This window comes from Terrisporobacter othiniensis, assembly GCF_000808015.1.
Taxonomy (GTDB): Bacteria; Bacillota; Clostridia; order Peptostreptococcales; family Peptostreptococcaceae; genus Terrisporobacter; species Terrisporobacter muris.
Genome location: NZ_JWHR01000076.1, coordinates 1 through 23,757 on the forward strand (window position 1 = coordinate 1; position 23,757 = coordinate 23,757).

The following is a 23,757-nucleotide window of genomic DNA, read 5'->3' on the forward strand; positions in this document are numbered from 1 at the left end:
TGATAATTGTTTATTAATATATAAATAATTTATATATCAATAATAATAAATTTTAAAAGGAGTTTTTATATTATCTACTTTTTCATTAATTTTTTCTATATTTTTATCACTATATTTAAACCATAACTTTTGACTATCATATAATATCTGATCTTTTACAGTTTTTTTATATTGATTATAAAAGTCTTTTTCTGACTTTAAGAAATCAAAATCTAACCCCATATAAATATTGAATTTTTCTTTTCCGTAATTAGCATAATTTATAAGGTGATTTGATACATCAAATCTTGTAAGCCAAAGTCCTAGCCTATCTTCAAAATTTGCTTTTTCTTTACTAGAATTAAAATCTTGTACTAAATTATGAATATACTCTTCATCCATTACACCTGAAGTGCCTTTACTTTCATTTTTTATTACTCTAAACGCTTTAGTTCCTTTTACTTCTTGGCCTTCACTATTAATAGCACCATCATTTGAATAATATCCAATGGCAGTTAACATTGTACTAACTACAACTAAATATATAACAGATGTTAAAGTAAATTTTGTCCATATCTTTCTAAACTCAAATTTCACTAAATTTTTCATAGCTATCTCTCCCACTATTTTTTATAGCTGTTTCCGTCATATATTATCTTCCACTCACTATCCTTTGAATCTCTTAGCATTATTAAATAGCTGTAAACGTCTTCCTTAGCAGTTTCATATTCTTCTATATATATGTTTTAATTTTAGTATCCACTTGCTACTCTCTTATCTTCATCATCATATATTACATTCATTCTTGGATCTATACATCTACTTGTATCGTATCCTCCCTCTCCTCTTTTAGGTAATTTCAGTTCATTTTCAAGATAATTAAGTACTATATTTACACGTGCTTTTATCTCATCCATACTTTCATCACCTAAATAAGGCATATTCTTACTTTGACATGGTAAATCCATCCCATTGCTTGACACGCTACTAGTAACTCCATTTTTAGCAGTTACACTTTCTTTTCTAACTTTCCTTATTTTTGCAAGAGCCTTATCTATCTCCATATCTTTTTGATCTTCTGGAAGTCTATCTATTACTTCTCCACCTACGTTGTTTGCATTATCATTTCTTGAACTACATCCCATTCTAAAAGTTGCACTCATAACTACTAAACTCATTATCACTAAACTTTTTCTTATTTTCATTTTAAATCCCCTTTATTTCTAATCTCCTTGTTATTTTTTTAACAAATCTATTTATATTTACTCTTTAATATTTTATCTTCTTAAGTTTTATAATTTTTTTGTACTTATTTAAAGACAATTAGCTACGTAATAATCTTCTAATGTAGGTTCTAATGATTTATTTGCAAGATTTTCGTATTCTTCTCCTACATATCTTACTAATATGTTTTTTCCTTATAAGGTATACCCACCATTATGACCTGCATCTGATATGATAGGTACACCACCGCTAGAAAGTGCATCAATATAACGATACACCGTTCTTATATTTATTTCTAATTTTTCAGATATTTGCTTTGCTGTAACTTTTTTATCTGAACTTAACATCCATAGAATTGACATCATATTATCAATTTTCGCCATATGTTTTTACCTCTTTTCTGCCTATTTTATCTTTCATAAACTTTATTATAGCCTATTTTTAAGCATATAAAAATAATAAGGATGTAGCTATGTTTGTGTAAAACAAATTTATCTACATCCTCCATTTTATATAATTTATTTTTTTCTTTTTTATTTTCTTCCATCAATAATGTGGTATATTTTGATACCCTATATACGAAAAATATTGTTACTATTGATACTATACAAATTATCATTCCAAATAATCCTGTTGAAACTGTATCTCTAAAAATAACTCTTCCCAAGTATAAGGTAATCAAACATAATCCTAAACATATTAAGTTTGAAAATAATTTTTTGTTTAACTCACTCATATGAACCCCATCCCCTTTTTATATCCTAATAATTACTAAGTCTTCTCTGCTTTATAACTACCAAAGTTACTGCAAGTATTGCCAATGCAAATCCACACACCACAAGCATACTCATAAATATTGGTGTGAGATTTTCATTACTATAATTAACTAAAAGAGATATTTCATTATTGGCCTTTACATACCAATAAGTAGGATTAAATCGCGCTATATTAATAACACTTTCTCCTAAATATGCCTGAGGCACAAAGACTCCACTTATAAAACAAGACCCAAGTGATACCACATTTGCAGCCGCCGACATTGCATTTTTACTATTAATAAGATTTCCAATCAAAAGACTTATACTTAATACTGCTATTGAAAATACAAATGAATTTAAAAGGAAGAGCAATCCATTTATAGTAAACATATAACTTCCATACATTACAAAACTGGCAACTATCATAATCATCCAAAGGAGAACTGTAAAAGTAATGTTTCCTAGTATCATTTGATAGTTCATACTTCTTAGAGTTAATGCAGAAGATAAATTTCTCATCTTCAAATCCTTATTGTTAAATGTTGTCATAACTGCTGATACTCCTAAGATTAATATGGCAAACAATGAGTATGATAAAAAATTATAATAGTTTCTGCAATTACTATTAACTACAGATCCGTTGGCATTACTACTTATTTCTACTTTTGTATCATATGATAAGTCCTTATTTACAAACTTTATAAGCTCTTCTTGAGATATGTTGTTTATTGCAGAAGTATACATTTTTGCTGTATTTAAATATCTATTAATTAAATTATCCATATAAACTTCGCTTCCTGAGTTAGGTATTGTGTTTTTTTCTATATTAACATTTTTATTTCCACTTAGTACTTTCTCCGTAAATCCTTTAGGAATATTTATTATATACTCTACTTCTCTAAAAAATAATGCATCTTGTAAATCTGTTTTATTATTCTTAAGATCTACTATATTTGAATTTTCTCCTATATAACTTCTTAATCCATCAACAATTTTTGAATCTTCATCATTATTTATAAATGCAACATTAATTTTAGTTTCTTTAAAGTCCATATCTTCAGGATTATCTGCCGTATTTCCTAGGGCTATAGCAAAAAATAAAAACACTGCCACATATATGATTATTTCAGTTAAGTTTTTACTAATAACTTTAAAAAAAGCTTTATAAACTTGCATATTTTTGCCTCCTTAAAACTAAATAAGTTATGACACTGAATATAATAGATAAAAGACAAAGTATAGAAAGATTTATAAACAGTTTAGTTGTAGTGTCATAATAATACATAGAATAAAATGAATCTGCAATTAAATTTACAGGATTAATATAACTTAAAATTGGCATCTTTGAACTTACAATATATTTTATTTTATCATTCATCATACCTGCTAAATATGACATCATCATTGTACTTCCTACTGCTACACCTATCTTAATTCCTTCTTTCTTCTTTAATATAGCTCCTATACAGGTACCAAAAGTTACTCCTGTAATAGTACCCACTATGCAGATCAGGATGATATAACCTAATTGATTTGAAAAACTCACATTTAATGCTAAGCTTATATATGCTATTAATGCACCTATATTAAAAAGTTGTACTGTGGTAGCTGCTGCTATAGATGATGTGGCTATTTTTAGTTTGTGAGCTGGTGCTACACTAGTTCTTGCTCCTTGGAAAGATTGATTTGCTTGTATGGATGCTATTTCCTTTAGGCCAAAGAAACCTCCGTATAAACATGCCATGGCAATAAGAGTATAAAAATAATTTACACTTATATCAGGTGAATCTCTACCTATGGCCACTTCTTTAATATAGTTTGTTCTTTCAAATATATTGCTGAAATCTTTACTTGAAATAGCTTGGGGATTTTTTTGTAATATTGTTTTAATTGTGGAAGAAGTTTGTTTATATTCATCTACAAAGCTTTTTATTATGGTTTGATTAATTCCTGATTTTTTTACTACAACATTTATATCTTTATCAAAGAATATATATCCTTCAATAGCATTATCATCCAAACGTTCTTTGGCTTTATCCTTTGAGGTATATTCTATATGAAATAAATCATCATCACTTTTATTATCAGAAACTGATTTTATTACCTCTAAAAATTCTTTATTTTCCTTATACTTCTCATCTTTTACTATGGCTATATTTATAATTGAAAAATCCTCTGCACTTGATAAATTCCTCAAAGCTAGGTTAAACAATGTAGCTAGAACTATGGGAAACAGAAGTGTCCAAAACATCATCTGTCTATCTCTTACTATACATTTAATTCTATATTTATAATTATGATAAAACACTTTATTCCCCCCTTAATCTCTAAGCTCTTTACCCGTTATTTCTAAGAAAACATCATTTAACGTTGGCGGTTCTGAGTAAATTTTTCCTACATTAATATTATTATTTTTTAAATAATCTATTAAAACAACTAAGTTATTTTTCCCCCTACTTGATTTTACAACTAAATAATTATCTTCATATTCTGCATAAGTTATATTAGGAAGATTTTTCACACCTGACAGAATTTTATCATCTAGTTTAAATATTTCTACAGTGATTTTTTCACCACAGTCTATCATTGCCTTTAGCTCTTCACTACTTCCTGTTGCTATTACTTTTCCTTTATCCATGATGGAAATTCTTGTACAGATTTGCTCTACTTCTTCCATGTAGTGAGATGTGTATACTATGGTAGCTCCTTTTTTATTTAACTTTTGTATTCCTTCTAAAATATTATTTCTACTTTGAGGGTCCACCGCCACTGTGGGTTCATCCAATATTATTAATTTTGGCTTATGAGCAATTCCACAGGCTATATTTAATCGTCTAAGTAATCCTCCACTTAGTTTTTTAGGATAAAACTTTTTATAATCATTAAGTCCAACAAAATCAATAGCTTCTTCTACAAGTTTTTTACGCTTATTCTTATCTAAAATATAAAGTCCACAAAAGTAATCAATATTTTCATATACTGTTAGCTCATCAAATACAGCTACATTTTGCATTATTACTCCTATATTTCGTTTTATATCATAAGCCTCAGGTTTCATTGTTTTTCCATAAACCTCAATACTGCCCTTATCATACTCTAACAAAGATAAAATGCAATTAATTGCGGTACTTTTCCCTGATCCATTAGGTCCTAAAAGTCCAAATACTTCCCCTTCATTAACTTCTAGATTTAAGTGATTTAAAGCTAGTAAATCATCATATCTTTTTACTAGATTTTTAACATTTATAACCATACTTACTCCTCCATAAGTTTATTTTTTACTTTTCCATTTTTATACTTTTATTATATTAAATTTAGTTATACTTATTAAGTGACTAGGCTCCAAAACAAATATGACAATTGTAACAACCTAGTGCTTAAGTATGAATATAATGTTAAAATCTATATATAATCATACTTTTGTGAATTGAGGTGATATTAATATGAATAATTTAATTGATAAGATCATTATTTTCTTTATTTGTTTATCGATATACATACATAATATTGATGATGTATATATGGTTGTCCCCGTAATCATAACTATTTTTTTAAGTGCAATGATTAGCTATAAGGATAATAGTAAAGTTTTAATTTCAGTTTTTATTGTTTTTTTATTACTTTGCTTTATTGAACCACCCTTTATATTTTTTATTCCCCTTATCTGTTATGACTTGTTTTTCTATAAAATAAAATATCTATGGGCACTTTTACTTTTACCTATTTTTATAAGTTACCATATAACTAGTTTATCTAAAGTTTTGATTATTGCTTATATTTTTACAGGTTATATATTAAAGTATCGTACTAAGTCTTTTGAGAATATTAAGAAAAATTATTATACTGTAAGTGATACTGCTAAGGAATTGTCCATAAAATTTGAAAGGAAAAATAGAGAGCTTTTAGAAAAACAAGACTATGAAATTAATTTAGCTACCTTGACTGAGCGTAATAGAATTGCAAGGGATATTCATGATAATGTTGGGCATCTTTTGTCTAGGTGTCTGTTACAAACAGGTGCACTTCTTGCTATTAATAAAGATGAGAATGTTGGTGAAAATCTTTCTCTTATAAAGGATACTCTTTCAGAAGCAATGGATAGTATTAGAAATAGTGTCCATAACTTGCACGAGGATGCTGTTGACCTTCAAATTGAAATACAACAACTAATTGATAATTTTAAATTTTGCCATGTGCAATTTGACTATGATATGGACCTACCTCCTGACAAAAAAATCAAATATTCCTTTATTACCATAACTAAAGAAGCTTTTTCAAATATTATAAAGCATTCTAATGCTACTGAAGTTTCAGTGTTACTCCGTGAACATCCTGCCTTATATCAACTAATTATCAAAGATAATGGAAGTAATATTAAATACAATACGGAAAATGGTATAGGTATGAAAAACATAAGTGATAGAGTATCCTCCATGGGAGGAAGTTTGAATATTAGTACTAATAATGGATTTAGAATATTTATTTCTATTCCAAAGAATATAGAAAGGAATGTTTAAAAATATGCGTGTATTAGTTGTAGATGATGATAAATTAGTATGTGTTTCTCTAAAAACAATACTTGAAGTTGAAGAAGATATAGAAGTTGTTGGAACTAGTTATGATGGTTCTGATGCTATTGACCTTTATGAAGATTTAAAACCTGATATTTTGCTTATGGATATTAGGATGAAAAATATGACAGGGCTTGATGCTGGAGAAGCTATTTTGAAAAAAGATTCTAATGCAAAGATTCTATTTTTAACTACTTTCTCTGATGATGAGTATATAGTAAAGGCTTTGAAAATAGGCGCTAAAGGTTATATTATAAAACAAAATTTCGAATGTATTGTTCCTTCTTTAAGAGCTGTACATACTGGTCAAAACGTATTTGGTGATGATATTATTTCTAAGATACCATTCCTTCTTAATAACTCTAATGATGCGGATTTTTATTCTTTTGGTATTACACAAAAAAAGCTGGATATTATTACTCTCGTAGCAGAAGGCCTTAGTAATAAAGAGATTGCTACTAGTTTGTTTTTGAGCGAGGGTACTGTGAGGAATGCTATTACTACTATTTTGCAGAAATTAAATCTTAGAGATAGAACTCAACTGGCTATCTTTTATTATAAAAATAAGTAGTCTTAATTATTAATTTAAACCTATAAGAAACTTTTTACTACAAATCTTTGCTATATAAATAAAAAGCTGTTGCAATAAAATATGGCAACAGCTCTCTTTTTTAGTATTTATATGTTAAATACTGTTCACAGGCAATCTCTCTGTAATTATTTTTTATAATTTTGTATAACTAACTACATACAACCTTCCCATCACTAATGCTTACAATCCTATCAGCACTTTTAGCAATCTCATCATTATGAGTTATCATAACAAGCGTCTGCTTGTACTCCTCAACACAAAACTTCAACACATCAATTACTTCTTTAGTCGTTTTACTATCCAAACTTCCCGTAGGCTCATCTGCAAATATAACTGAAGGCTTATTAGCAAGAGCTCTAGCAATAGCAACCCTTTGCTGCTGTCCACCTGATAGTTCATTAGGGAATTTCTTAACTTGAGATTCTAGTCTTAGTTTATTTATTAAATCATCTATATAATCTTTATCTATCTTTCCTCCATTCATTGAAACAGGAAGTATTATATTTTCATAAACATTTATAACAGGTATTAGATTAAAACTTTGAAATATAAATCCAAACTCTTCTCTTCTTATTTTAGATAGTTTGTCATCATTTAAAGTATATAAATCTAAATCATCCATAAATACTTTTCCTTCAGTTGGTTTATCAAGTCCTGCCATACAATGTAGCAAACTACTTTTTCCAGAACCACTTTGTCCTATTATAGCTGTAAATTTATGTGGTTCTATTTCCAAGCTAATTCCATCAATAGCTCTAACTTCACTATCATTTTTTCCGTATATTTTTCTTAAATCTATAGCTTTTAAAGTTTTCATATATTATCCTCCCAATCTCTTAATCCTTCATATTGTTTCTTATTTCCTGCTCAATATCTGATTTCTTAATCCTTCACTCTCAAGTATTTTTTATATCAAAACACTTAATCGTTGTCTTTTATTCCATCAATAATATTCATATTTTTTAAATCTCTACTACTTGTCATTACTGCAATCAAGCATACTCCTACAGTTATTATGAAAAATGCTATTGATTCCTTAACTGGGAATGTGAAATTCATAAAGCTTTCTATTCCATAGTTTTTATAAGCATTATTATTCCAATTTACAAATTTAATTAAGTTTGTTATGGATGGAATTAAGGCAATTATAAAACTTAACATGGCATATGATAAGGCTTCAAAAGTAATCATCTTCTTCATATCTTTTACACTCATTCCTAAAGCTCTAAGCGTTGCTATTTCCTTTTTTCTTATTAACAAATTAGTTTTTATTGTACAGAAAATATTAATTCCTGCTATTATTAAAACAAGTGTTATTGTTGATATTTGTGTCTTCATATAATCTTTTCTAGAGCTTTCTTGCATCTCATTGAAACTTAGTTTGCTTTCAAACTGAGATAATTGAATGCTATTAGAAACTTCTTCTACTTTTTTATTTACAACTTTATCATTAGGATCTTCTAAATTTATACCTAATTTAGTGTATTTTTTCTCATTAGTAAGGTATTTAGCATGATTATTAGAACTTACTATTTCAAAATTTCGTCCTAAACTTCCATCTCCCTTAGACATCCAGTCTGATGTTAAAATTGCACATACTCTTACTTTACTTTCCTTATATACTGTTTCATTATTTTTTATAGTTGGAACTTTTATAGTTAAAATATCTCCTATTTTTATGTTTGTAAAAACATTTTTATTAGTGTCTGGATCATTTTCATCATAAAAATAATTATATACTGCTACATTTGGATAATGATTTGTTACTTTGCCTAAATTATCTGAATTTCCTTCTTGAACAAAGTTTTTCAGTGTATTTTTTATATAGTCATTTCCATATAATTTCAAATCCATTTCATATTCCATTTTATCTTTTTCTTTAACTTGGCTTAAATTTGTAAAATCTTTATTTACTTTATAATTCTTATAGTCAAAGAATCCATTTGCTATTTGTACAGGATTTATATCTTTTACACCATCTATATTTTTTAATTTGTTTACATCATTATCACTATACTTCACCACATCTAAATCTGAATTTGGCCCAAACCCTATGGTAATATCATATCTTTTTTGCATATCAGCAATTTTATTATCAACCTCATTTTGCATGCTTGAGAATGTTGTTAAAAATACATATCCTCCCAGTGCAATTGATATGATTGATATAAAAGCTCTACTTTTATTTCTTCCAATATTTTTAAGTCCCATGAATCCGTAAAATCCAAATATTTTATTGAAAAGTCTACCAAGTCCAAAACTTCTACCTCCACTTTTAAATCTATCACTTTGCTTTGTTGCTTCAATAGATGATATTTTACCTACTTTATATATAGGTATAATACAAGAAGCAAATACAGAAAATGCACCTGTGATTATGGCTTTTATAACATTTTGGGAACTTACATATAACTTTGGCTTCATTAGCGCTTCTTCATATAGCGAAGGATTGAAATTGTTAATTCCCACATATGAAAATGCCACACCAAATATAAGTCCAAGTATTATTCCTGCAACCATTATGATTAATCCTTGATACATTATCATTCTTCTTACATTTCTTTTGTTTGCGCCTATTAATCTAAGCATTCCCATTTCTTCCATTGTTTCATTTAGTGTTATGTTAAAAAGATTAAATACAAAAATAGCTGCTGTAATTATAATTAGTATTTCTCTTTTAAAAGCTCCTGGATCTTCTTTTTCTATTTTTTTGTTCATTAATTGACGTACAAGAGGCATGTTTGGTGTATAAGTAGCTTCTTTTAAATTATTTTCTCTCATAATTCTATTAGCTTGTCCATCGATACCCTGCCATCCACTATTTAGAGTTAAAACACTATTGTAAGTCATTGTATTTTGTGGAATTATATTATCTTTTTCATTATTTCCATAAGTAAAAGCTTCAAAAGGAATATTGATATCATAAAAATCATAAAACCCTTCAGGCTTTTCTATAATTCCCACAAGTTTAAATTTTCTATCTTCAGTATAAATTTTATTGTTTCCTTGTGAATCTTTATATTTTTTCTTTATTTTGAAATTCAAAGTGGAATTTAATTTGTATGGTATATTCATTGCTTCTAAGGCATCTTTTTCCATTACTATTTCATTATTGTTCTTTGGAAATCTACCTTTTGAAAGTTTTCCAGACTTACTTTTTACATAATGTTCATCTGCTGATTTTAGAGGAAATGAATTTCCTTTTTTATCTACTATATTACCTAGATTTTCAACTATAGTAATTTTTGATACACCTTCATCTTTGCTTATTTTTTTAGTGTCAGAATCCTTTAAATTATTAAATTCTAAATGATATCCTCCATAAAGTTTGTATATTGCCGCAACATCATTATTGTGTTGCGAATCTTTTATAACACTGGTTCCAAATATTAAAGCCACACCTAGGGCAACACCTAATGTTAATAAAGATGTTCTAAGTTTATTTTTCTTTAAATATGCCAGCGACATTTTCAAATATATTCCCATAAAATCCTCCTCTTTTGTTATGAATTATTATAAATACCAATATATCTATTAATTTTCTAACTTAAAATTTATTTTCTTTACTTATTCAATTTACTTTTTTATTCAATATTATTATTTGTTATCTGGTTTATTTAATCTTATTGGCGGATGCTTTACACTACTTAGTTCATCATAACTTTTCAAAAGTCTATTATTATCACTTAAATCATAAATTTGTAACAAAACTTTATTTATAGGCAAAGCATGATAATTATCGCTATAAAAATAGTGATATTCATGATTTGGATCGTCTTTATAATGTACTTTATAAAGAATCCCATAATAAGTTGCTTTTTTAGCTTTTTCTTTTGTAACCTCTTTTATATTATCTTGCGATATTTTTTGTTCTACCATATATCTACTAATACGCTCGTTAGCATCATTCCAAGGCTTGAAGTAATTATCATATACAAGAAGCCCTGTAATTACTACAATTAACATAACTAAAATAGCTTTATATTTTTTCATTATAATCCTCCTTATTTTATGACAAATTCCTTCTGAACTTTTAACTCTAAAGTTTTAGTTGATTTATCAATTTTATTTATCCTAATAATCATGTCACCCATATTAGCTATTTCCACATTACCATCACCTTCATTAAATACTTTTTCAATTTCATCAAAAAACTCTTTCTCAGTTAATTTGATTTCTGTTAATGACTCATATATGTTATAGATAGCTCTTACAAATTTATCATTTTCTGATAATTTTTCATCAGTTAAAAAGTCCTTAACACAGTGAATAGATAGAATTTCCTTATTTTCTTTCTCATCTTTTGTCATAGAATAATTTAAAACTTGTTTAGGTTGATTTTTAGTTAGTTCTAAATTTCCCAAAGATAAAATAAAGCTACCATCTGAATAAGCTTCAACTACTCTAAGTCCACTTTTTGATATTGCTTTTGAAATTCTCTTTGATAAATCTTTTTTTAGGTCAGATATTTCTTCTACTGTATATGTTTCTTTATCTATATTAGGTAAAGAAGGTGTGCATCCTACCATTAAACTAGAAGTTACACTTATAGCTATTAACGCAGCTAGCATAAATATTTTCACTTTCATATAATCCTCCTTGTTTTATATCCTCTTAAATTTGTAATCCATTGCTCAAAATTCCATTCGCCTGAGCGACGTGTCGGCGAAATACTTCATGTCGTCAATGATATATACTCGTTACCACTTCAAACAAATCCGTTACTTAAAAAGGGATGTTATCTTTTGCTATTAAAAGATAACATCCCTGTTATTTAGTATCAATATATATGCCCCAACTGGTAGGTTAATGGACCCAACTGTCAGTATTTAAGTAACAAATATATCCTTATCAGTAATAATGGTATATTGTTTCTCATATAAATGTGATAAATTTTATTTAAGTGGTATGTATATATTTAGTGTGAATTTGTTTTTTTCGTCTTCAAATAATATTTCTCCTTCATATTTTTCTAAGGAGGATTTAATACTTTGAATTCCTATTCCATGTTTAAATTTGTCCATTTTGTCAGATAGTAACTTATTTTCATTAAGTTTAATCATATTAACTTTACTATTTTCACATTTAAGTACAAAGTATGATTTGGATATGGTTCCTTTTATTCTAATATATTTATTAATATTTTCATCCTGAATTTTGTCACATGCTTCTATAGCATTGTCCAAAATATTAGCAAATATGCTGGACACATCTATAGGCTTTATAAAATCAACTTTTGAAAAGTTTATATCACAAATAAACTTAATGCCTTTTTTGCTACATATTTCACTTTTTTCAGTTATTATAATGTCTAATATCATGTTTCCTGTATTATAAATAGATTTAAATTCTTTAATTTCACCTTTTAAATTATTTACATACTCATTAACTTCTTTACTATTATTTTTCAGATTATCTATGGTACTAATATGATTATTTAGATCATGATAAAGCTTTCTAACTTTCATATGTGATTCTTGAACACTTAAGTAATGTTCATATTGCATATCCAATTTTATTGTCATTTATTACTTTTACAAACAATAATATAATAACTATGGTACTGGCTAATATTAATTTTGGAGTTACTATATGATCAAGTATATACTTATCTGAGCTCAAGCCATATCTCTCAAGTTTTTTTGATATATAACTTACTATTATATTTATTAAATTAACCATTAACGCTAAAGATAGATAAATATAATTTCTTTTATCACTATCAAGTGATTGCAAATATGTATCAATATGCTTAATTATAAAATAGACAAATATATAAATAAATATGATAAAAAGATTGCTATAGATATCAACTTTTATATTCTCGAGGTAAGGTACTAAAAGTGATTCTTCAGATGATACATTGATTCCTGTAATTATAAAAAACATATTTCTAGATACAATAGTTACAAGTAAATCGTAATATACATTAAATAAATAAAATAAAATTCCATATTTAGCGTATCCAATCTTATAAAAATAATTATAGTAAATTGCCCACAAAACAATCACTAAAACAGTAATCATATTGTAAGCATAGACTTCTTCCATATGAAATAACCTAGTTAGTTTTGCTATAATATAAATTAATAACAAAAAAATATAAAATACCATTTTACTCTTATGACTATTTTCTTTTCTATAAGTTAATATACCATTCAATATGATAAAAGGCGTAAATATAGATAAAATTAATAATAACTCAGACATAATATTTAACATATCTCATCACCAATAAATCTTAAAAACTTCTCTTTAACTTCTTTATATCTATATCTGCTAACAGGTATCTCTTCTCCACTATCTAATATGGCTGTGTTTGATTTTATATTTTCCACATAAGTTAAATTAACTAAAAAGCTTTTATGACACCTTACAAACTTGTCTAAATTTAAATCCTTTTCAATTTTTTCTAGACTATACCTTACATCAAAATCCTTATTTATTGTATGTATTATCATTTCCTTTTTTTGAACTTCTATATATGTTATTTCATTTGAGTAAATCTTATAAGTATTAGACTTATTCTTTATTAAAATATAGTGATTTTTATTTTTTTCAATTTCATTAATGCAAGCTGATAAATGTTTGTTTAATTCTTCTAATTCTATAGGTTTCAACAAATATCTATAAGCCCTTACCTCATACCCCTCTTGTACATAATCTATTAGAGATGTTAGAAAGATTATTTCCATTTTATTATCTACTTCTCTTATTTTTCTCGCTGTATCCATTCCATTTAATTTACCCATTTGTATATCAAGAAGTAATATATCTATATCTTTAAAATTAGCTTGCAGCAATTCTTCTCCTGAGCTATATTTTTCTATTTCATATTCTATTTTTAATATATTATGAAGATACTCTTCTATTAGTAGCTGTATCTCTTTTTCATCATCACAAATTGCTATCCTAATCATAAACTCCTCCTTATGTTATATTTCATGTTTTACACTTTTTAAGATCTTTAATTATATATATCCGATACCTTAGGATAACACTTTTAATTTATTTTTATCAATACTCAATTTAAGTATGTAAAAAAACCTCATCAAAAATTGATGAGGTTTTTTATTATCGAATATATAATTTACTAAGCTTTAAATATTGTATTACCTTCTTTTACAGTTTCTAATACTTTTATAGTCTCTAGTTCTTCTGATGGTATAGCCAATGGATTTTTATCAACTATAACGAAGTCAGCTAATTTGCCTACTTCTATAGAACCTTTTGTATCTTCTTCAAAATATTGATAAGCACCATTTATAGTTACAGCTTTTATAGCTTCCATAACTGATATTCTTTGGTGTTCTCCCAGTACTCTTCCTGACTCAGTTTTTCTATTAACCGCATTGTGTATTCCTAATATTTGATTTGGAATTTTTACTGGTGGATCTTGATGTAGAGTAAATAATATACCTTTTTCTAAAGCTGATCCTATAGGAGATATATTTTGAGCTCTTTCAGGACCAAATACTGATTCATAGTGATAATCTCCCCAGAATCTTACATGATCATTAAAGAATGTTGGTATAGCTCCAACCTCTTTAACTCTGTCTAATTGATCTATTCTTAAAGCTTGACAGTGAACCATAACTGGTCTTAACTCAGCTCCATGACCTGTTATATCCATTGCTTCTTTGTAACATCTTAAGAATTGTTCACAAGCTAAGTCTCCATTTGTATGAACGTGAACTTGTAAATTATTATTTATGCATTTAACAAAGTATTCTCTTACTACTTCGTCAGTTTGTGTTCCATATCCACTATAATCAGCTGCTTCACCTTCTGGAACCACATGATAAGGCTGACTTAACCAAGCAGTCTTTCCTTGTGGCGAACCATCTAACCATGTCTTAGCTCCAGCTAATTTGTAGTGACCTACGTATTCTCTTTTAGGTGTTCCTTCATTTTTCATCATGTTAAATGTTGAGAATTGAGTAGCAAGACCTACTATATCTATTATATTTTTTCCACCTTGAACACAAGCCATTAACATTTCATTGTAATGATTACCTTCATCAACAGATGCATCTTGAGTCGTAGTTACACCTAATGATGCATATAAATTTTGTGCTTTAACTATAGCATCTAAAACTTGTTGGAATGTTGGAGCTGGACAAATTTTCTTTTTCTCAGGATCCATTATAGCGTTTTCTTCTAAAATACCATTTGCTTCTCTAGAACCTTCTACAGTTCTTACCACTCCACCTTCTGGTACTTCATAATCAGTTCCACCATATCCATACATATCTAAAGCTAATGAATTCATTACAGCTATATGTCCTGATGCATGAGATATCATAACTGGAATATCAGTTGATACTTCGTCTAAATCAAATTTAGTTGGATGTTCTTTATCAGGGAATTTAGAGTTATCATACCCAAATCCTATTATCCATTGTCCTTCTGGTATATCTGTAGTTTCTTTATAATGTTTTAATGATGCTAATAATTCTTCCTTAGATGAAACTTGTCCTAAAGAAGCTATTAATAAAACTTGAGACATTGCAACTATATGACCATGAGGATCAATAAATCCTGGAAGTATTGTTTTTCCTTCTAAATCAACATTTGTTGTCTTATCATCTGCTAAACCAAGAACTTCTTCTTTAGTTCCTACAGCTTTTATTTGACCATTTTCTACTAACATAGCTTCAACTACAGATTCTTTCTTATCTACAGTTATTATGTTCCCATTAAAATAAATTTTTTTAGTCATCTTAATTCTCCTATTGTCTTCTCTGAAAATTTTATATTGCTCAACTAAGAGATTAATGCACCTAAAATTTATCGTCAATATGATATTTTCTAATTCTGATACTTCATTCAACAAATTCAACATTATTATTCAATGCTTGTTCACTTAATAACATAACTTATATTTTATTAGAAAACTCTTCATTTATAATAGAAGCATAAGTTAGTTCCTTATTTAAGATTTCTAGTATTTCTTCTTTATCACTTACTATAATATCTCTATCGTCTTCCCATATAGTTTTATAGAACTCATCACACATAGCTTTAAATTCTTTATCTTTAATTATGGCATAATCACTAATATTATCTTCATGATCAGTTTGTATTAATTTTATATTTTTAGATAAATACAAGGATGGATTTTTATAGTCTTTAAAATATTCTATAAAATCTCCATCAACTAACTTTACTTCAATGTTCTCTGAGTTAATTATTATATTCTTAAGATAATTTATATGTCGTTTCCTTTGCTCAAAAGTTAATTCTATAGGAGTATTAAAAAAGCTAATTTTACCTGATGACATATATCTTTTAAGTTCTGATGCATATATTAAGACTTTGACTTTAGACTTATAAGTTATATTTTGTAAAACTATATTTATTTTGCTCAATTCTTCTAAAACTTCTTTATCCTTAAATATAGATTCAGCAACTTCTATATATAAATCAGGCGGCATAAATATCTCACTCATGGAACCAATAAGCCATCTTAAATCTTGAGTCATAAAGTATTGCGTATAAGTTTTTTCTTTTATTATATCTATTAATAGCTTTTTCTCAAATATTAGACTTCCTTGCTTTTTCAATATACTTTCTAAACTATAATACATATCTTCAATAATACTCTTGTCTCTTGACATAGTTGAAAGTAAACAAGACTTATCTTTTGTAAAATTAGTAGCAAATAATACATAATCTTTTACTACAGAAATAATAGTTCCATAGCCTACTTCACAATTGTAAACCTCAAAATTCATACTTGGATACATGGATATCATATTAATAAGCATAATAGTATTAAAAACTATGTCTTCATTATCTCCATCAAATCCAATTAAAATCTTAGCTTTTGCATCAATATCCTCTCTCTTATTGTATAAATATTCCTTAATATCAGCTATACTTATTTTATCACTTTGACCTATTTTGTTTAAATTAATAGATACTATTAAATTTAATGTATTTGACTTGCTTATGTACTTCTCTATGTCCCTATCTAAATACTGTTTCCTCAGCTTAGGATTAACATGAATTATACCATTACAATCTTCTTCTCTATAAACCTCTTTACTTTGAATAGGTATACTCTTTTGTGATGTGTAAATATAAGCTTCTTTTAAAAGCTCACCTAAACAATCCTCTAAATCTTTTCTTATGTCTATATTTTTCTCTATTTCAAAATACTCTTTCAAATCATTAGTAGTTTCTTCCGTAAGTGAATTAGTTATAAACGTAGATGTAATTTCACAAATCTCATTTATATTTTTAGGAATAGGTAAGTTTTTTCCACTGGTCCATTTACTTATATAGGAAACATCATATCCCAATTCTCTTGCCAATGCTGTCTTTTTTTGTTTTGAAAAGTATAATAATTTCTCTAATAAATACCCAAATGTTATATTCTTCAATTAGTTGCACCTCCATTATATGTCTTCATAAATTAATGATCTTATTAACTATGCTTTTAATCACAATCGTAGTAATTAAATATATTTATATTTTTCAAGTATAAATTATACCCTTTGAATGAACATTGAATTCTTTGAATCTTTTTGTTCAATTCATTGATTTATTGAATTTTCATTCAATAAATCTATTTTACACTAATATATCACTTTAATGTGAATCGATTTTCATATTCAGTAAAAAAAATAGTCACTAAGTTTTTTATACTTAGTAACTACTTTTCCTTTAATATGCCACTATCTCTTTAATTATAAATTCTTTTCCACTTAACAATTCCCAAACTTTGCTATCACAATAAGGACATACTCCATTGTATTCTTTTATGTTAAAAACTTTATTGCAACTTTTACACATACCGTTGCCTGGCATAACTTCTATTTCCAGCTTCGTATCTTGTAGTATGGTATTATCTACTGCTACTGGATAACAGCTTTCTATATATTTAGGAATCATGGAAGATAATTCTCCAATTTGCAATACTAATTTCTCTATCTTAGTTAAGTTATTTTCCACTGCAACATTTTCTACAGTTTTTACAACTTCTATTACTACTCCTAGTTCATGCAATTTCTTCACCTACTCTCATTGCATGTATTTTCTTAATTAATCTTCTTTTACAAATACATCTTTAACTTTTTTAGCTATTATTCTACCCTTACGCTTAATAGTAGTTTTTACTACAACTGGTTTTACTTTTTCATATTCTACACCTTCACAGTCATAAGCTCTAACTAATGATATGGCGTCAAATTTACACTTAGTAGTACATTGACCACAACCAACACACATAAATTCATTTACAACTGTAGCTCCACATCCTAAACATCTTTCAGTTTCTTTTTTCATTTGTTCTTCTGTAAATGTAAGACGAACATCTTTAAAAGCATCTTTATTTTCATGATCATGCTTAACACTTTGTCTTGGTGTATTGTCATATCCTTCTATTTGTAAAGCATTTTTATCAAATTCATGATAGTCTTTTCTATCACGGCCATTTACTAAACTTTGTCCTGGTTGAACAAATCTATGAATAGATATGGCACCTTCTTTACCTGCTGCTATGGCATCTATGGCAAATCTTGGCCCAGTGTAAGAATCTCCTCCAACAAATATATCTGGCTCATCAGTTTGATAAGTAAATCCATCAGCTTTAACTGTATTATTAGGATTTAATTCAACTTTGCTTCCTTCTAATATTGTTCCCCAGTCTATACTTTGACCAACTGATATTAAAACATAGTCTGCATCTACAACTTTTACATCATTATCATCAAATTTGGGTGAGAATTTTCCACTCTCATCAAATACAGATAAACATTTTCTAAATTCTACTCCTGTTACTCTTCCATTTGAACTTAATATACGTGTTGGACCCCAAGAGTTATTTATTACTATATTTTCTTCTAATGCTTCTTCTATTTCTTCTTCTAATGCTGGCATTTGTTCTCTATTTTCTAAACAGAACATATTAACAGTATTTGCGCCTACTCTTGTAGCATTTCTGGCAACATCTATTGCAACGTTTCCTCCACCTATTACTACAACATTTCCATTTAATTTAACATCTTCACCTAGATTAACATCACGAACAAATTCTACGCCAGGAATAACACCTTTAGCATATTCCCCTTCGATGCCTAATTTTCTACCTGCTTGAGCACCTATTGCTATATAAAATGCCTCATATCCTTCACTTCTTAGTTGATCTAGCGTTATATCTTTACCAACTTCCACACCAGTTTTGAATTCAACACCCATTTCTCTAAGTATTTCTATTTCAGCATTAACTACCTCTTTTTCCAATCTGAAAGAAGGAATACCTAGTGTTAACATTCCACCAAGTGCTTCTTGTTTTTCAAATACAGTTACTTTGTAACCATCTATGCTTAAGTAATATGCACAAGAAAGTCCTGCTGGTCCCCCACCAACTATGGCAATTTTTTTACCATATTCATGTCTTTTCTTAGGTACAAACCTATTATCTGCATTTAAATCTTGCTCTGCTATAAATTTCTTTATTTCATCTATTGCTATTGGTGAATCTATATCTCCTCTAGTACAAGCAGATTCACATTTTCTAGGACAAATACGTCCACATATTGCTGGGAATGGATTTTCCTTTTTAATTAACTCTAAAGCTTCTTTGTATCTTCCTTGTGAAGCAAGTTTGATATATCCTTGAACAGCTATATGAGCTGGACATGCTGTCTTACAAGGACTCGTTCCACTTTCTACAACATCTTCTCTATTAGTTCTATATTCAGGGTTCCATTTCTCTGGCCCCCACTCAGTATTTCGAGGATTAGACTTCATTTCTATTTTTTCAACTACTGGCTTACTAGAACATAGTTTTTGTCCCAATTTTAAAGCATTAGTTGGGCAGTTTACTACACATTCACCACAAGCAACACATTTATCTTTATCAACTTTTGATACATAGTTTGAACGACTCATATCTGCATTATTAAACATTGTTGTTGTTCTAAGTGCAAAACATGAACATCCACAGCAGTTACAAATTGCATGAGTTTTTCCCGAACCATCTAAATTAGGTATTTGATGCATTAAACCATTTTCTTCAGCTCTTTTTATTATATCAAAAGCTTCTTCTCTAGTTATTTCACGACCTCTTCCAGTCCTTATATAATACTCAGCTGCGTGACCAAGTTGGATACACATATCTTCTTTTAAGTGGCCGCATCCTTCTCCCATAATTTCTCTAGAAGTACGACAAGAACAATTAGATACTGAAAATATATCATTGTCATTTAAGTATTTTGATACTTCTTCATATGATGCTCTTCTTGTTTCTCCATCTATGGCAGTTTCTATTGGTATAACTCTCATAAGTCCCACACCTGTTGGGAATCCGCCTATAGAGTTAGGTCCATTTTCTAAACCATAATCATTGAAAGCTTTTGCTATTTGAGGATATTTTTTCACGTTTTCTTTGTGGTTTACCATCATTTCCATAATCCCTGGCACCCAAGTTTCATACCAGAAAGTATCCACTCCATCTATTTCATTAACAAAAACTACCCCTATATCAGCTAGCTCTAATAGTAATTCGCTGCATCTTTCCACACTTTTATTACACAAAGGTGCTACTTCCTTAGCCGTTGTCTTTGTTCTAATTTTCATACATAGTAAAACTTCTGCCATTTCATCTGTAACCACTGGCTCTAATATTCTATATCTTGCATCATTTTCTCCAAACCACCCTCTAGATCCTGGCTTATTTCTACTTACTTGATTTGCAAATTGTAGCACTTTTTCTTTAACTGCCATATTTTACTTCCCCCCGATTAATTATTTTATTTATTAAAGTTTGCTATTTCTCCTCTTATCCAACTAATCCACTCCTCTACTCCCTCACCTGTTTTAGCAGAGTACGGTATAACTTTAATGTTTGGATTTAATTTTTTAATATATTCTTTTACCAAATCTAAATCAAAATCAAAATAATCAATTGCATCTATTTTGTTGATTAATACTACATCAACTATTGAAAACATTAATGGGTATTTTAATGGTTTATCATGTCCTTCTGGCACGCTCAAAATCATTGCATTTTTAGTAGAACCTGTATCAAATTCTGCTGGACATACTAAATTACCCACATTTTCTAAAATAACAAAATCCACATCTTCTGTTCCAAGTTCAACTAAACCTTGTTTTGTCATATCTGCATCTAAATGACACATGCCACCAGTATGAAGTTGTATAACCTTTGCTCCTGTTTTTGAAACAGTTGTAGCATCAACATCTGAATCTATGTCTGCTTCCATTACCCCTATTCTCATTTCATCTTTCAAAGCTTCAATTGTTCTTAAAACAGTTGTAGTTTTGCCTGAACCTGGAGAAGACATTAAATTTAATAAAAAAGTTTTTTCTTTTTTTAAATCTTCTCTAAGCAAATCTGCTTGTTTGTCGTTACTTTTGAAAACGCTTTCTTTTATCTCAACAACTTTATATTTTTTCATAAGTCCACCCCATTACGTTCGTTATATTTTTAACGTTTTTATATGCAGAATCAAATTCACCGAATCTAATTCTGTAATTAGAATATATCATAGGCTTACATATTTTGTAAACAAACACTTAATAGATTTATTATTTTTTATGTTTTATTATTCTACTGGCATATATCTCGATTATTTTGTGCTATACTAGATAATCATAGAATTATTCTATTAATTTTACAGTACTACAAAGAGGTATTACATATGAATAAACTAACAGATAGACAAAAACAAGCCATTGCTACTAAACTTAGGATAACAAAAATAGCATCTGAACTTTTTAAATTAAATGGATTTGATAGTGTTAAAATTCAAGATATTTGTGAAGCTGCCGGTATTTCAGTTGGTGCTTTTTATCATCATTTCAAATCAAAAATGGAAATAATTAATATAGCTTATGAACAAGTTGATATTCTTTTGATGGATAGATTTGAAGTAAGGGAATTCCCTTCAAATCTTGATAAATTGTTATTTTTAATGGGTGAAGGTGCTGATATGATGGAGGAACTTGGATGGGTATTTGTAGGAGAAATTTATAAACACTTAATTTCCCTAGAAGGAAAATACTCTACTAATCCCGATCGTCATATTACACTATTGGTTAAGGACATAGTTGAAGATGCATTGAATGCTGGAGAATTAGACAATTCCATATCTTCAGCAGATTTAACTCTGATAATCATGAGAATTTCTAGGGGGGCTATATTTGACTGGTGTCTTTTCCAAGGTAGCTATAATCTAAAATCTAGAATTACTTTTGATTTAAACTTAATACTTTCAAATTTCAAATCTAAAAATTCAGATTAATAAAGTCGCTAATAAAGCGGCTTTTTTTATTTATTTCACAAAATTTTCTAATTTTTTTCCGATAATTTTTTAACGGTATTTGTGTTGATATTTCAATATATTGACATTATTTTTACAATACCTAAAATATTATCAGAATATTTAAACTCAAATATTTTTCTTGTTTTTTATAATTTGGTGGTGCTAATATTAAAGTGATTTTATAACTTATAAAATTTAATCATCTTAATCACTGGGGGAATAGGAATATGTTTTTATTTGAAGCACAGCCAATAATCAACTGGCTAATGTTATTATTAGTATTTACAGCACTTATGTTACTTAATGAATTCAGTCGTCGCTGGAAATGGGCAGGATTTCTATGTTTTTTGGTTTTACCTTTATTTTTAACTTTTTTCGTATGGCCTAAAACTGCAAAAGGAACAAGCGTTGGAACTTGGTTTCACTATGCAAAGGTTTACTCAGCTTTAGCTGGATGTATGGGATTTTGGCTAATGCGCTATGTAAAGGGTGCTACTAATCACAAGTGGGTTTTATGTTTTCCACCTTTAATCCTTGCAATTAACATTATGGAAGCTGTAATGCGTGATTTCCAAATCGGAAACTTGGGTTACACTGCACAAATTTTTGAAGAAATGATGGTAACTAGTGGTTCTTGGAATTATATGAATGGTATTGCTGGAATTTTAAATATTATCACAATCACTGGTTGGCTTGGAATTTGTATTAGCAAGAAGAAAAGCAAGGATATGTTATGGCCAGATATGTGTTGGTTTTGGATAATAGCTTATGATCTTTGGAACTTTGCATATACTTACAACTGTTTAGGTGATCATGCTTGGTACTGTGGTATAGCTTTATTATTTGCTCCAACTGTATGTGCTTTCTTATTTGGAAAAGGTGCTTGGTTGCAACATCGTGCTCATACTCTTGCATTTTGGGTAATGTTTGCCATGACTGTACCATCATTTATTGATCAATCACAATTTGCAGTTAAAGCATCACAAAATACAACTGCTCTATTCATAGTAAGTTTAATTTCTTTACTTGCTAACATAGCAGTATTTGTTTATATGATTTATAAAGCTAGAAAAACTAATAAAAATCCATATAAAGATGAGCTTTATTCTGATTTAGATTGTTATAAAGAAGTAAAAGCCTTATCATAAAAAATTCGCTTCGCTTAAGCCACCGCGTGGGCGCTCAACTTCATATCTCCAACGGCTTAGCCCGTTAACAAAGTTGGAAATTAAAAATTTAAGCCACTTATTGTTTTAAATGATTTTGTAATATCTTGTTTCGTAAAAGCTTTTACATTATTTTAATAAACAATAAGTGGCTTTTTGCAACTCAAATTA

23 protein-coding genes are annotated in these 23,757 nt (G+C 28.3%); 4 read left to right on the forward strand and 19 right to left on the reverse strand.

From position 1 onward, the window contains the following. Positions 1-36: 36 nt before the first annotated feature. The 7 genes from QX51_RS08430 to QX51_RS08460 form a co-directional block, all read right to left on the reverse strand. A complete protein-coding gene (locus QX51_RS08430; protein WP_039679491.1) occupies positions 37-588 on the reverse strand; it encodes a hypothetical protein in 552 nt (183 codons plus the stop codon). A gap of 143 nt (positions 589-731) precedes the next feature. Then, positions 732-1,184, reverse strand: coding sequence for a hypothetical protein (locus QX51_RS08435; protein ID WP_242842710.1), 453 nt, complete (start codon positions 1,182-1,184; stop codon positions 732-734). Positions 1,185-1,397: 213 nt separating this feature from the next. Further along, a complete protein-coding gene (locus tag QX51_RS08440) occupies positions 1,398-1,586 on the reverse strand; it encodes a helix-turn-helix transcriptional regulator (RefSeq protein ID WP_039679473.1) in 189 nt (62 codons plus the stop codon). Positions 1,587-1,612: 26 nt separating this feature from the next. Next, entirely contained in the window at positions 1,613-1,939 is a 327-nt protein-coding gene (locus QX51_RS08445; protein WP_039679474.1) for a hypothetical protein, read from the reverse strand. A gap of 25 nt (positions 1,940-1,964) precedes the next feature. Beyond that, positions 1,965-3,137: an ABC transporter permease gene (locus tag QX51_RS08450; RefSeq protein WP_039679475.1), complete on the reverse strand. Its 1,173-nt coding sequence runs from the start codon at positions 3,135-3,137 to the stop codon at positions 1,965-1,967. Next, positions 3,124-4,269, reverse strand: coding sequence for an ABC transporter permease (locus QX51_RS08455; protein WP_039679476.1), 1,146 nt, complete (start codon positions 4,267-4,269; stop codon positions 3,124-3,126). Before QX51_RS08455 ends, QX51_RS08450 begins: the two co-directional genes overlap by 14 nt. A gap of 12 nt (positions 4,270-4,281) precedes the next feature. After that, positions 4,282-5,214 carry an ABC transporter ATP-binding protein gene (locus QX51_RS08460; protein WP_039679477.1) on the reverse strand — a complete coding sequence of 311 codons (933 nt, stop codon included), beginning with the start codon at positions 5,212-5,214 and terminating at the stop codon, positions 4,282-4,284. 190 nt (positions 5,215-5,404) lie between these two features. Here QX51_RS08460 and QX51_RS20910 point away from each other — a divergent pair, with 190 nt between their 5' ends. Next, a complete protein-coding gene (locus QX51_RS20910) occupies positions 5,405-6,478 on the forward strand; it encodes a sensor histidine kinase (protein ID WP_039679478.1) in 1,074 nt (357 codons plus the stop codon). A gap of 4 nt (positions 6,479-6,482) precedes the next feature. Continuing rightward, the gene (locus tag QX51_RS08470; protein ID WP_039679492.1) at positions 6,483-7,103 is read left to right on the forward strand and encodes a response regulator transcription factor; all 621 of its coding nucleotides are present in this window, start codon (positions 6,483-6,485) and stop codon (positions 7,101-7,103) included. Between the two features lie 169 nt (positions 7,104-7,272). Here QX51_RS08470 and QX51_RS08475 read toward each other — a convergent pair whose 3' ends face one another. The 12 genes from QX51_RS08475 to hypB all read right to left on the reverse strand — a co-directional run bounded on the left by QX51_RS08475 (position 7,273) and on the right by hypB (position 21,553). Next, positions 7,273-7,941 (reverse strand): ABC transporter ATP-binding protein, encoded by a 669-nt coding sequence (locus QX51_RS08475; protein WP_039679479.1) that lies wholly within the window; start codon positions 7,939-7,941, stop codon positions 7,273-7,275. A gap of 104 nt (positions 7,942-8,045) precedes the next feature. Then, positions 8,046-10,610, reverse strand: coding sequence for an ABC transporter permease (locus tag QX51_RS08480; RefSeq protein ID WP_039679480.1), 2,565 nt, complete (start codon positions 10,608-10,610; stop codon positions 8,046-8,048). 111 nt (positions 10,611-10,721) lie between these two features. Further along, a complete protein-coding gene (locus QX51_RS08485) occupies positions 10,722-11,117 on the reverse strand; it encodes a DUF3139 domain-containing protein (protein ID WP_039679481.1) in 396 nt (131 codons plus the stop codon). An 11-nt stretch (positions 11,118-11,128) separates the two neighbouring features. After that, the gene (locus tag QX51_RS08490) at positions 11,129-11,713 is read right to left on the reverse strand and encodes a hypothetical protein (RefSeq protein ID WP_039679482.1); all 585 of its coding nucleotides are present in this window, start codon (positions 11,711-11,713) and stop codon (positions 11,129-11,131) included. A 306-nt stretch (positions 11,714-12,019) separates the two neighbouring features. After that, entirely contained in the window at positions 12,020-12,649 is a 630-nt protein-coding gene (locus QX51_RS21180) for an ATP-binding protein (RefSeq protein ID WP_242842711.1), read from the reverse strand. Next, positions 12,621-13,346, reverse strand: a complete 726-nt coding sequence (locus QX51_RS21185; RefSeq protein WP_242842712.1) for a hypothetical protein — start codon at positions 13,344-13,346, stop codon at positions 12,621-12,623. The genes QX51_RS21180 and QX51_RS21185 overlap by 29 nt, the downstream gene beginning before the upstream one ends. Then, positions 13,340-14,044, reverse strand: a complete 705-nt coding sequence (locus QX51_RS08500) for a LytR/AlgR family response regulator transcription factor (RefSeq protein WP_039679483.1) — start codon at positions 14,042-14,044, stop codon at positions 13,340-13,342. The genes QX51_RS21185 and QX51_RS08500 overlap by 7 nt, the downstream gene beginning before the upstream one ends. 173 nt (positions 14,045-14,217) lie before the next feature. Next, entirely contained in the window at positions 14,218-15,846 is a 1,629-nt protein-coding gene (locus QX51_RS08505) for an amidohydrolase (protein WP_039679484.1), read from the reverse strand. A 157-nt stretch (positions 15,847-16,003) separates the two neighbouring features. After that, positions 16,004-17,512 carry a hypothetical protein gene (locus tag QX51_RS20645; RefSeq protein ID WP_039679485.1) on the reverse strand — a complete coding sequence of 503 codons (1,509 nt, stop codon included), beginning with the start codon at positions 17,510-17,512 and terminating at the stop codon, positions 16,004-16,006. 283 nt (positions 17,513-17,795) lie between these two features. After that, positions 17,796-18,146: a hydrogenase maturation nickel metallochaperone HypA gene (locus tag QX51_RS08515; RefSeq protein ID WP_330376055.1), complete on the reverse strand. Its 351-nt coding sequence runs from the start codon at positions 18,144-18,146 to the stop codon at positions 17,796-17,798. Positions 18,147-18,173: 27 nt separating this feature from the next. Next, the gene (locus QX51_RS08520) at positions 18,174-20,858 is read right to left on the reverse strand and encodes an FAD-dependent oxidoreductase (RefSeq protein WP_039679487.1); all 2,685 of its coding nucleotides are present in this window, start codon (positions 20,856-20,858) and stop codon (positions 18,174-18,176) included. 26 nt (positions 20,859-20,884) lie between these two features. Continuing rightward, entirely contained in the window at positions 20,885-21,553 is a 669-nt protein-coding gene (hypB, locus tag QX51_RS08525; RefSeq protein ID WP_039679488.1) for a hydrogenase nickel incorporation protein HypB, read from the reverse strand. A gap of 243 nt (positions 21,554-21,796) precedes the next feature. On the opposite strand from hypB, the gene QX51_RS08530 reads away from it, so the two are divergent. Continuing rightward, the gene (locus QX51_RS08530; RefSeq protein WP_039679489.1) at positions 21,797-22,399 is read left to right on the forward strand and encodes a TetR/AcrR family transcriptional regulator; all 603 of its coding nucleotides are present in this window, start codon (positions 21,797-21,799) and stop codon (positions 22,397-22,399) included. 248 nt (positions 22,400-22,647) lie between these two features. Further along, positions 22,648-23,568 carry a DUF5692 family protein gene (locus tag QX51_RS08535; RefSeq protein WP_039679490.1) on the forward strand — a complete coding sequence of 307 codons (921 nt, stop codon included), beginning with the start codon at positions 22,648-22,650 and terminating at the stop codon, positions 23,566-23,568. Positions 23,569-23,757: the final 189 nt, after the last annotated feature.

Excerpts from the sequence above, each read along its gene's own strand:
- QX51_RS08430 (WP_039679491.1), bottom strand. The coding sequence starts at position 588 with ATGAAAAATTTAGTGAAATTTGAGTTTAGAAAGATATGGACAAAATTT.
- QX51_RS08435 (WP_242842710.1), bottom strand. The coding sequence starts at position 1,184 with ATGAAAATAAGAAAAAGTTTAGTGATAATGAGTTTAGTAGTTATGAGT.
- QX51_RS08440 (WP_039679473.1), bottom strand. The coding sequence starts at position 1,586 with ATGGCGAAAATTGATAATATGATGTCAATTCTATGGATGTTAAGTTCA.
- QX51_RS08445 (WP_039679474.1), bottom strand. The coding sequence starts at position 1,939 with ATGAGTGAGTTAAACAAAAAATTATTTTCAAACTTAATATGTTTAGGA.
- QX51_RS08450 (WP_039679475.1), bottom strand. The coding sequence starts at position 3,137 with ATGCAAGTTTATAAAGCTTTTTTTAAAGTTATTAGTAAAAACTTAACT.
- QX51_RS08460 (WP_039679477.1), bottom strand. The coding sequence starts at position 5,214 with ATGGTTATAAATGTTAAAAATCTAGTAAAAAGATATGATGATTTACTA.
- QX51_RS20910 (WP_039679478.1), top strand. The coding sequence starts at position 5,405 with ATGAATAATTTAATTGATAAGATCATTATTTTCTTTATTTGTTTATCG.
- QX51_RS08470 (WP_039679492.1), top strand. The coding sequence starts at position 6,483 with ATGCGTGTATTAGTTGTAGATGATGATAAATTAGTATGTGTTTCTCTA.
- QX51_RS08475 (WP_039679479.1), bottom strand. The coding sequence starts at position 7,941 with ATGAAAACTTTAAAAGCTATAGATTTAAGAAAAATATACGGAAAAAAT.
- QX51_RS08480 (WP_039679480.1), bottom strand. The coding sequence starts at position 10,610 with ATGGGAATATATTTGAAAATGTCGCTGGCATATTTAAAGAAAAATAAA.
- QX51_RS08485 (WP_039679481.1), bottom strand. The coding sequence starts at position 11,117 with ATGAAAAAATATAAAGCTATTTTAGTTATGTTAATTGTAGTAATTACA.
- QX51_RS08490 (WP_039679482.1), bottom strand. The coding sequence starts at position 11,713 with ATGAAAGTGAAAATATTTATGCTAGCTGCGTTAATAGCTATAAGTGTA.
- QX51_RS21180 (WP_242842711.1), bottom strand. The coding sequence starts at position 12,649 with ATGACAATAAAATTGGATATGCAATATGAACATTACTTAAGTGTTCAA.
- QX51_RS21185 (WP_242842712.1), bottom strand. The coding sequence starts at position 13,346 with ATGTTAAATATTATGTCTGAGTTATTATTAATTTTATCTATATTTACG.
- QX51_RS08500 (WP_039679483.1), bottom strand. The coding sequence starts at position 14,044 with ATGATTAGGATAGCAATTTGTGATGATGAAAAAGAGATACAGCTACTA.
- QX51_RS08505 (WP_039679484.1), bottom strand. The coding sequence starts at position 15,846 with ATGACTAAAAAAATTTATTTTAATGGGAACATAATAACTGTAGATAAG.
- QX51_RS08520 (WP_039679487.1), bottom strand. The coding sequence starts at position 20,858 with ATGGCAGTTAAAGAAAAAGTGCTACAATTTGCAAATCAAGTAAGTAGA.
- hypB (WP_039679488.1), bottom strand. The coding sequence starts at position 21,553 with ATGAAAAAATATAAAGTTGTTGAGATAAAAGAAAGCGTTTTCAAAAGT.
- QX51_RS08530 (WP_039679489.1), top strand. The coding sequence starts at position 21,797 with ATGAATAAACTAACAGATAGACAAAAACAAGCCATTGCTACTAAACTT.
- QX51_RS08535 (WP_039679490.1), top strand. The coding sequence starts at position 22,648 with ATGTTTTTATTTGAAGCACAGCCAATAATCAACTGGCTAATGTTATTA.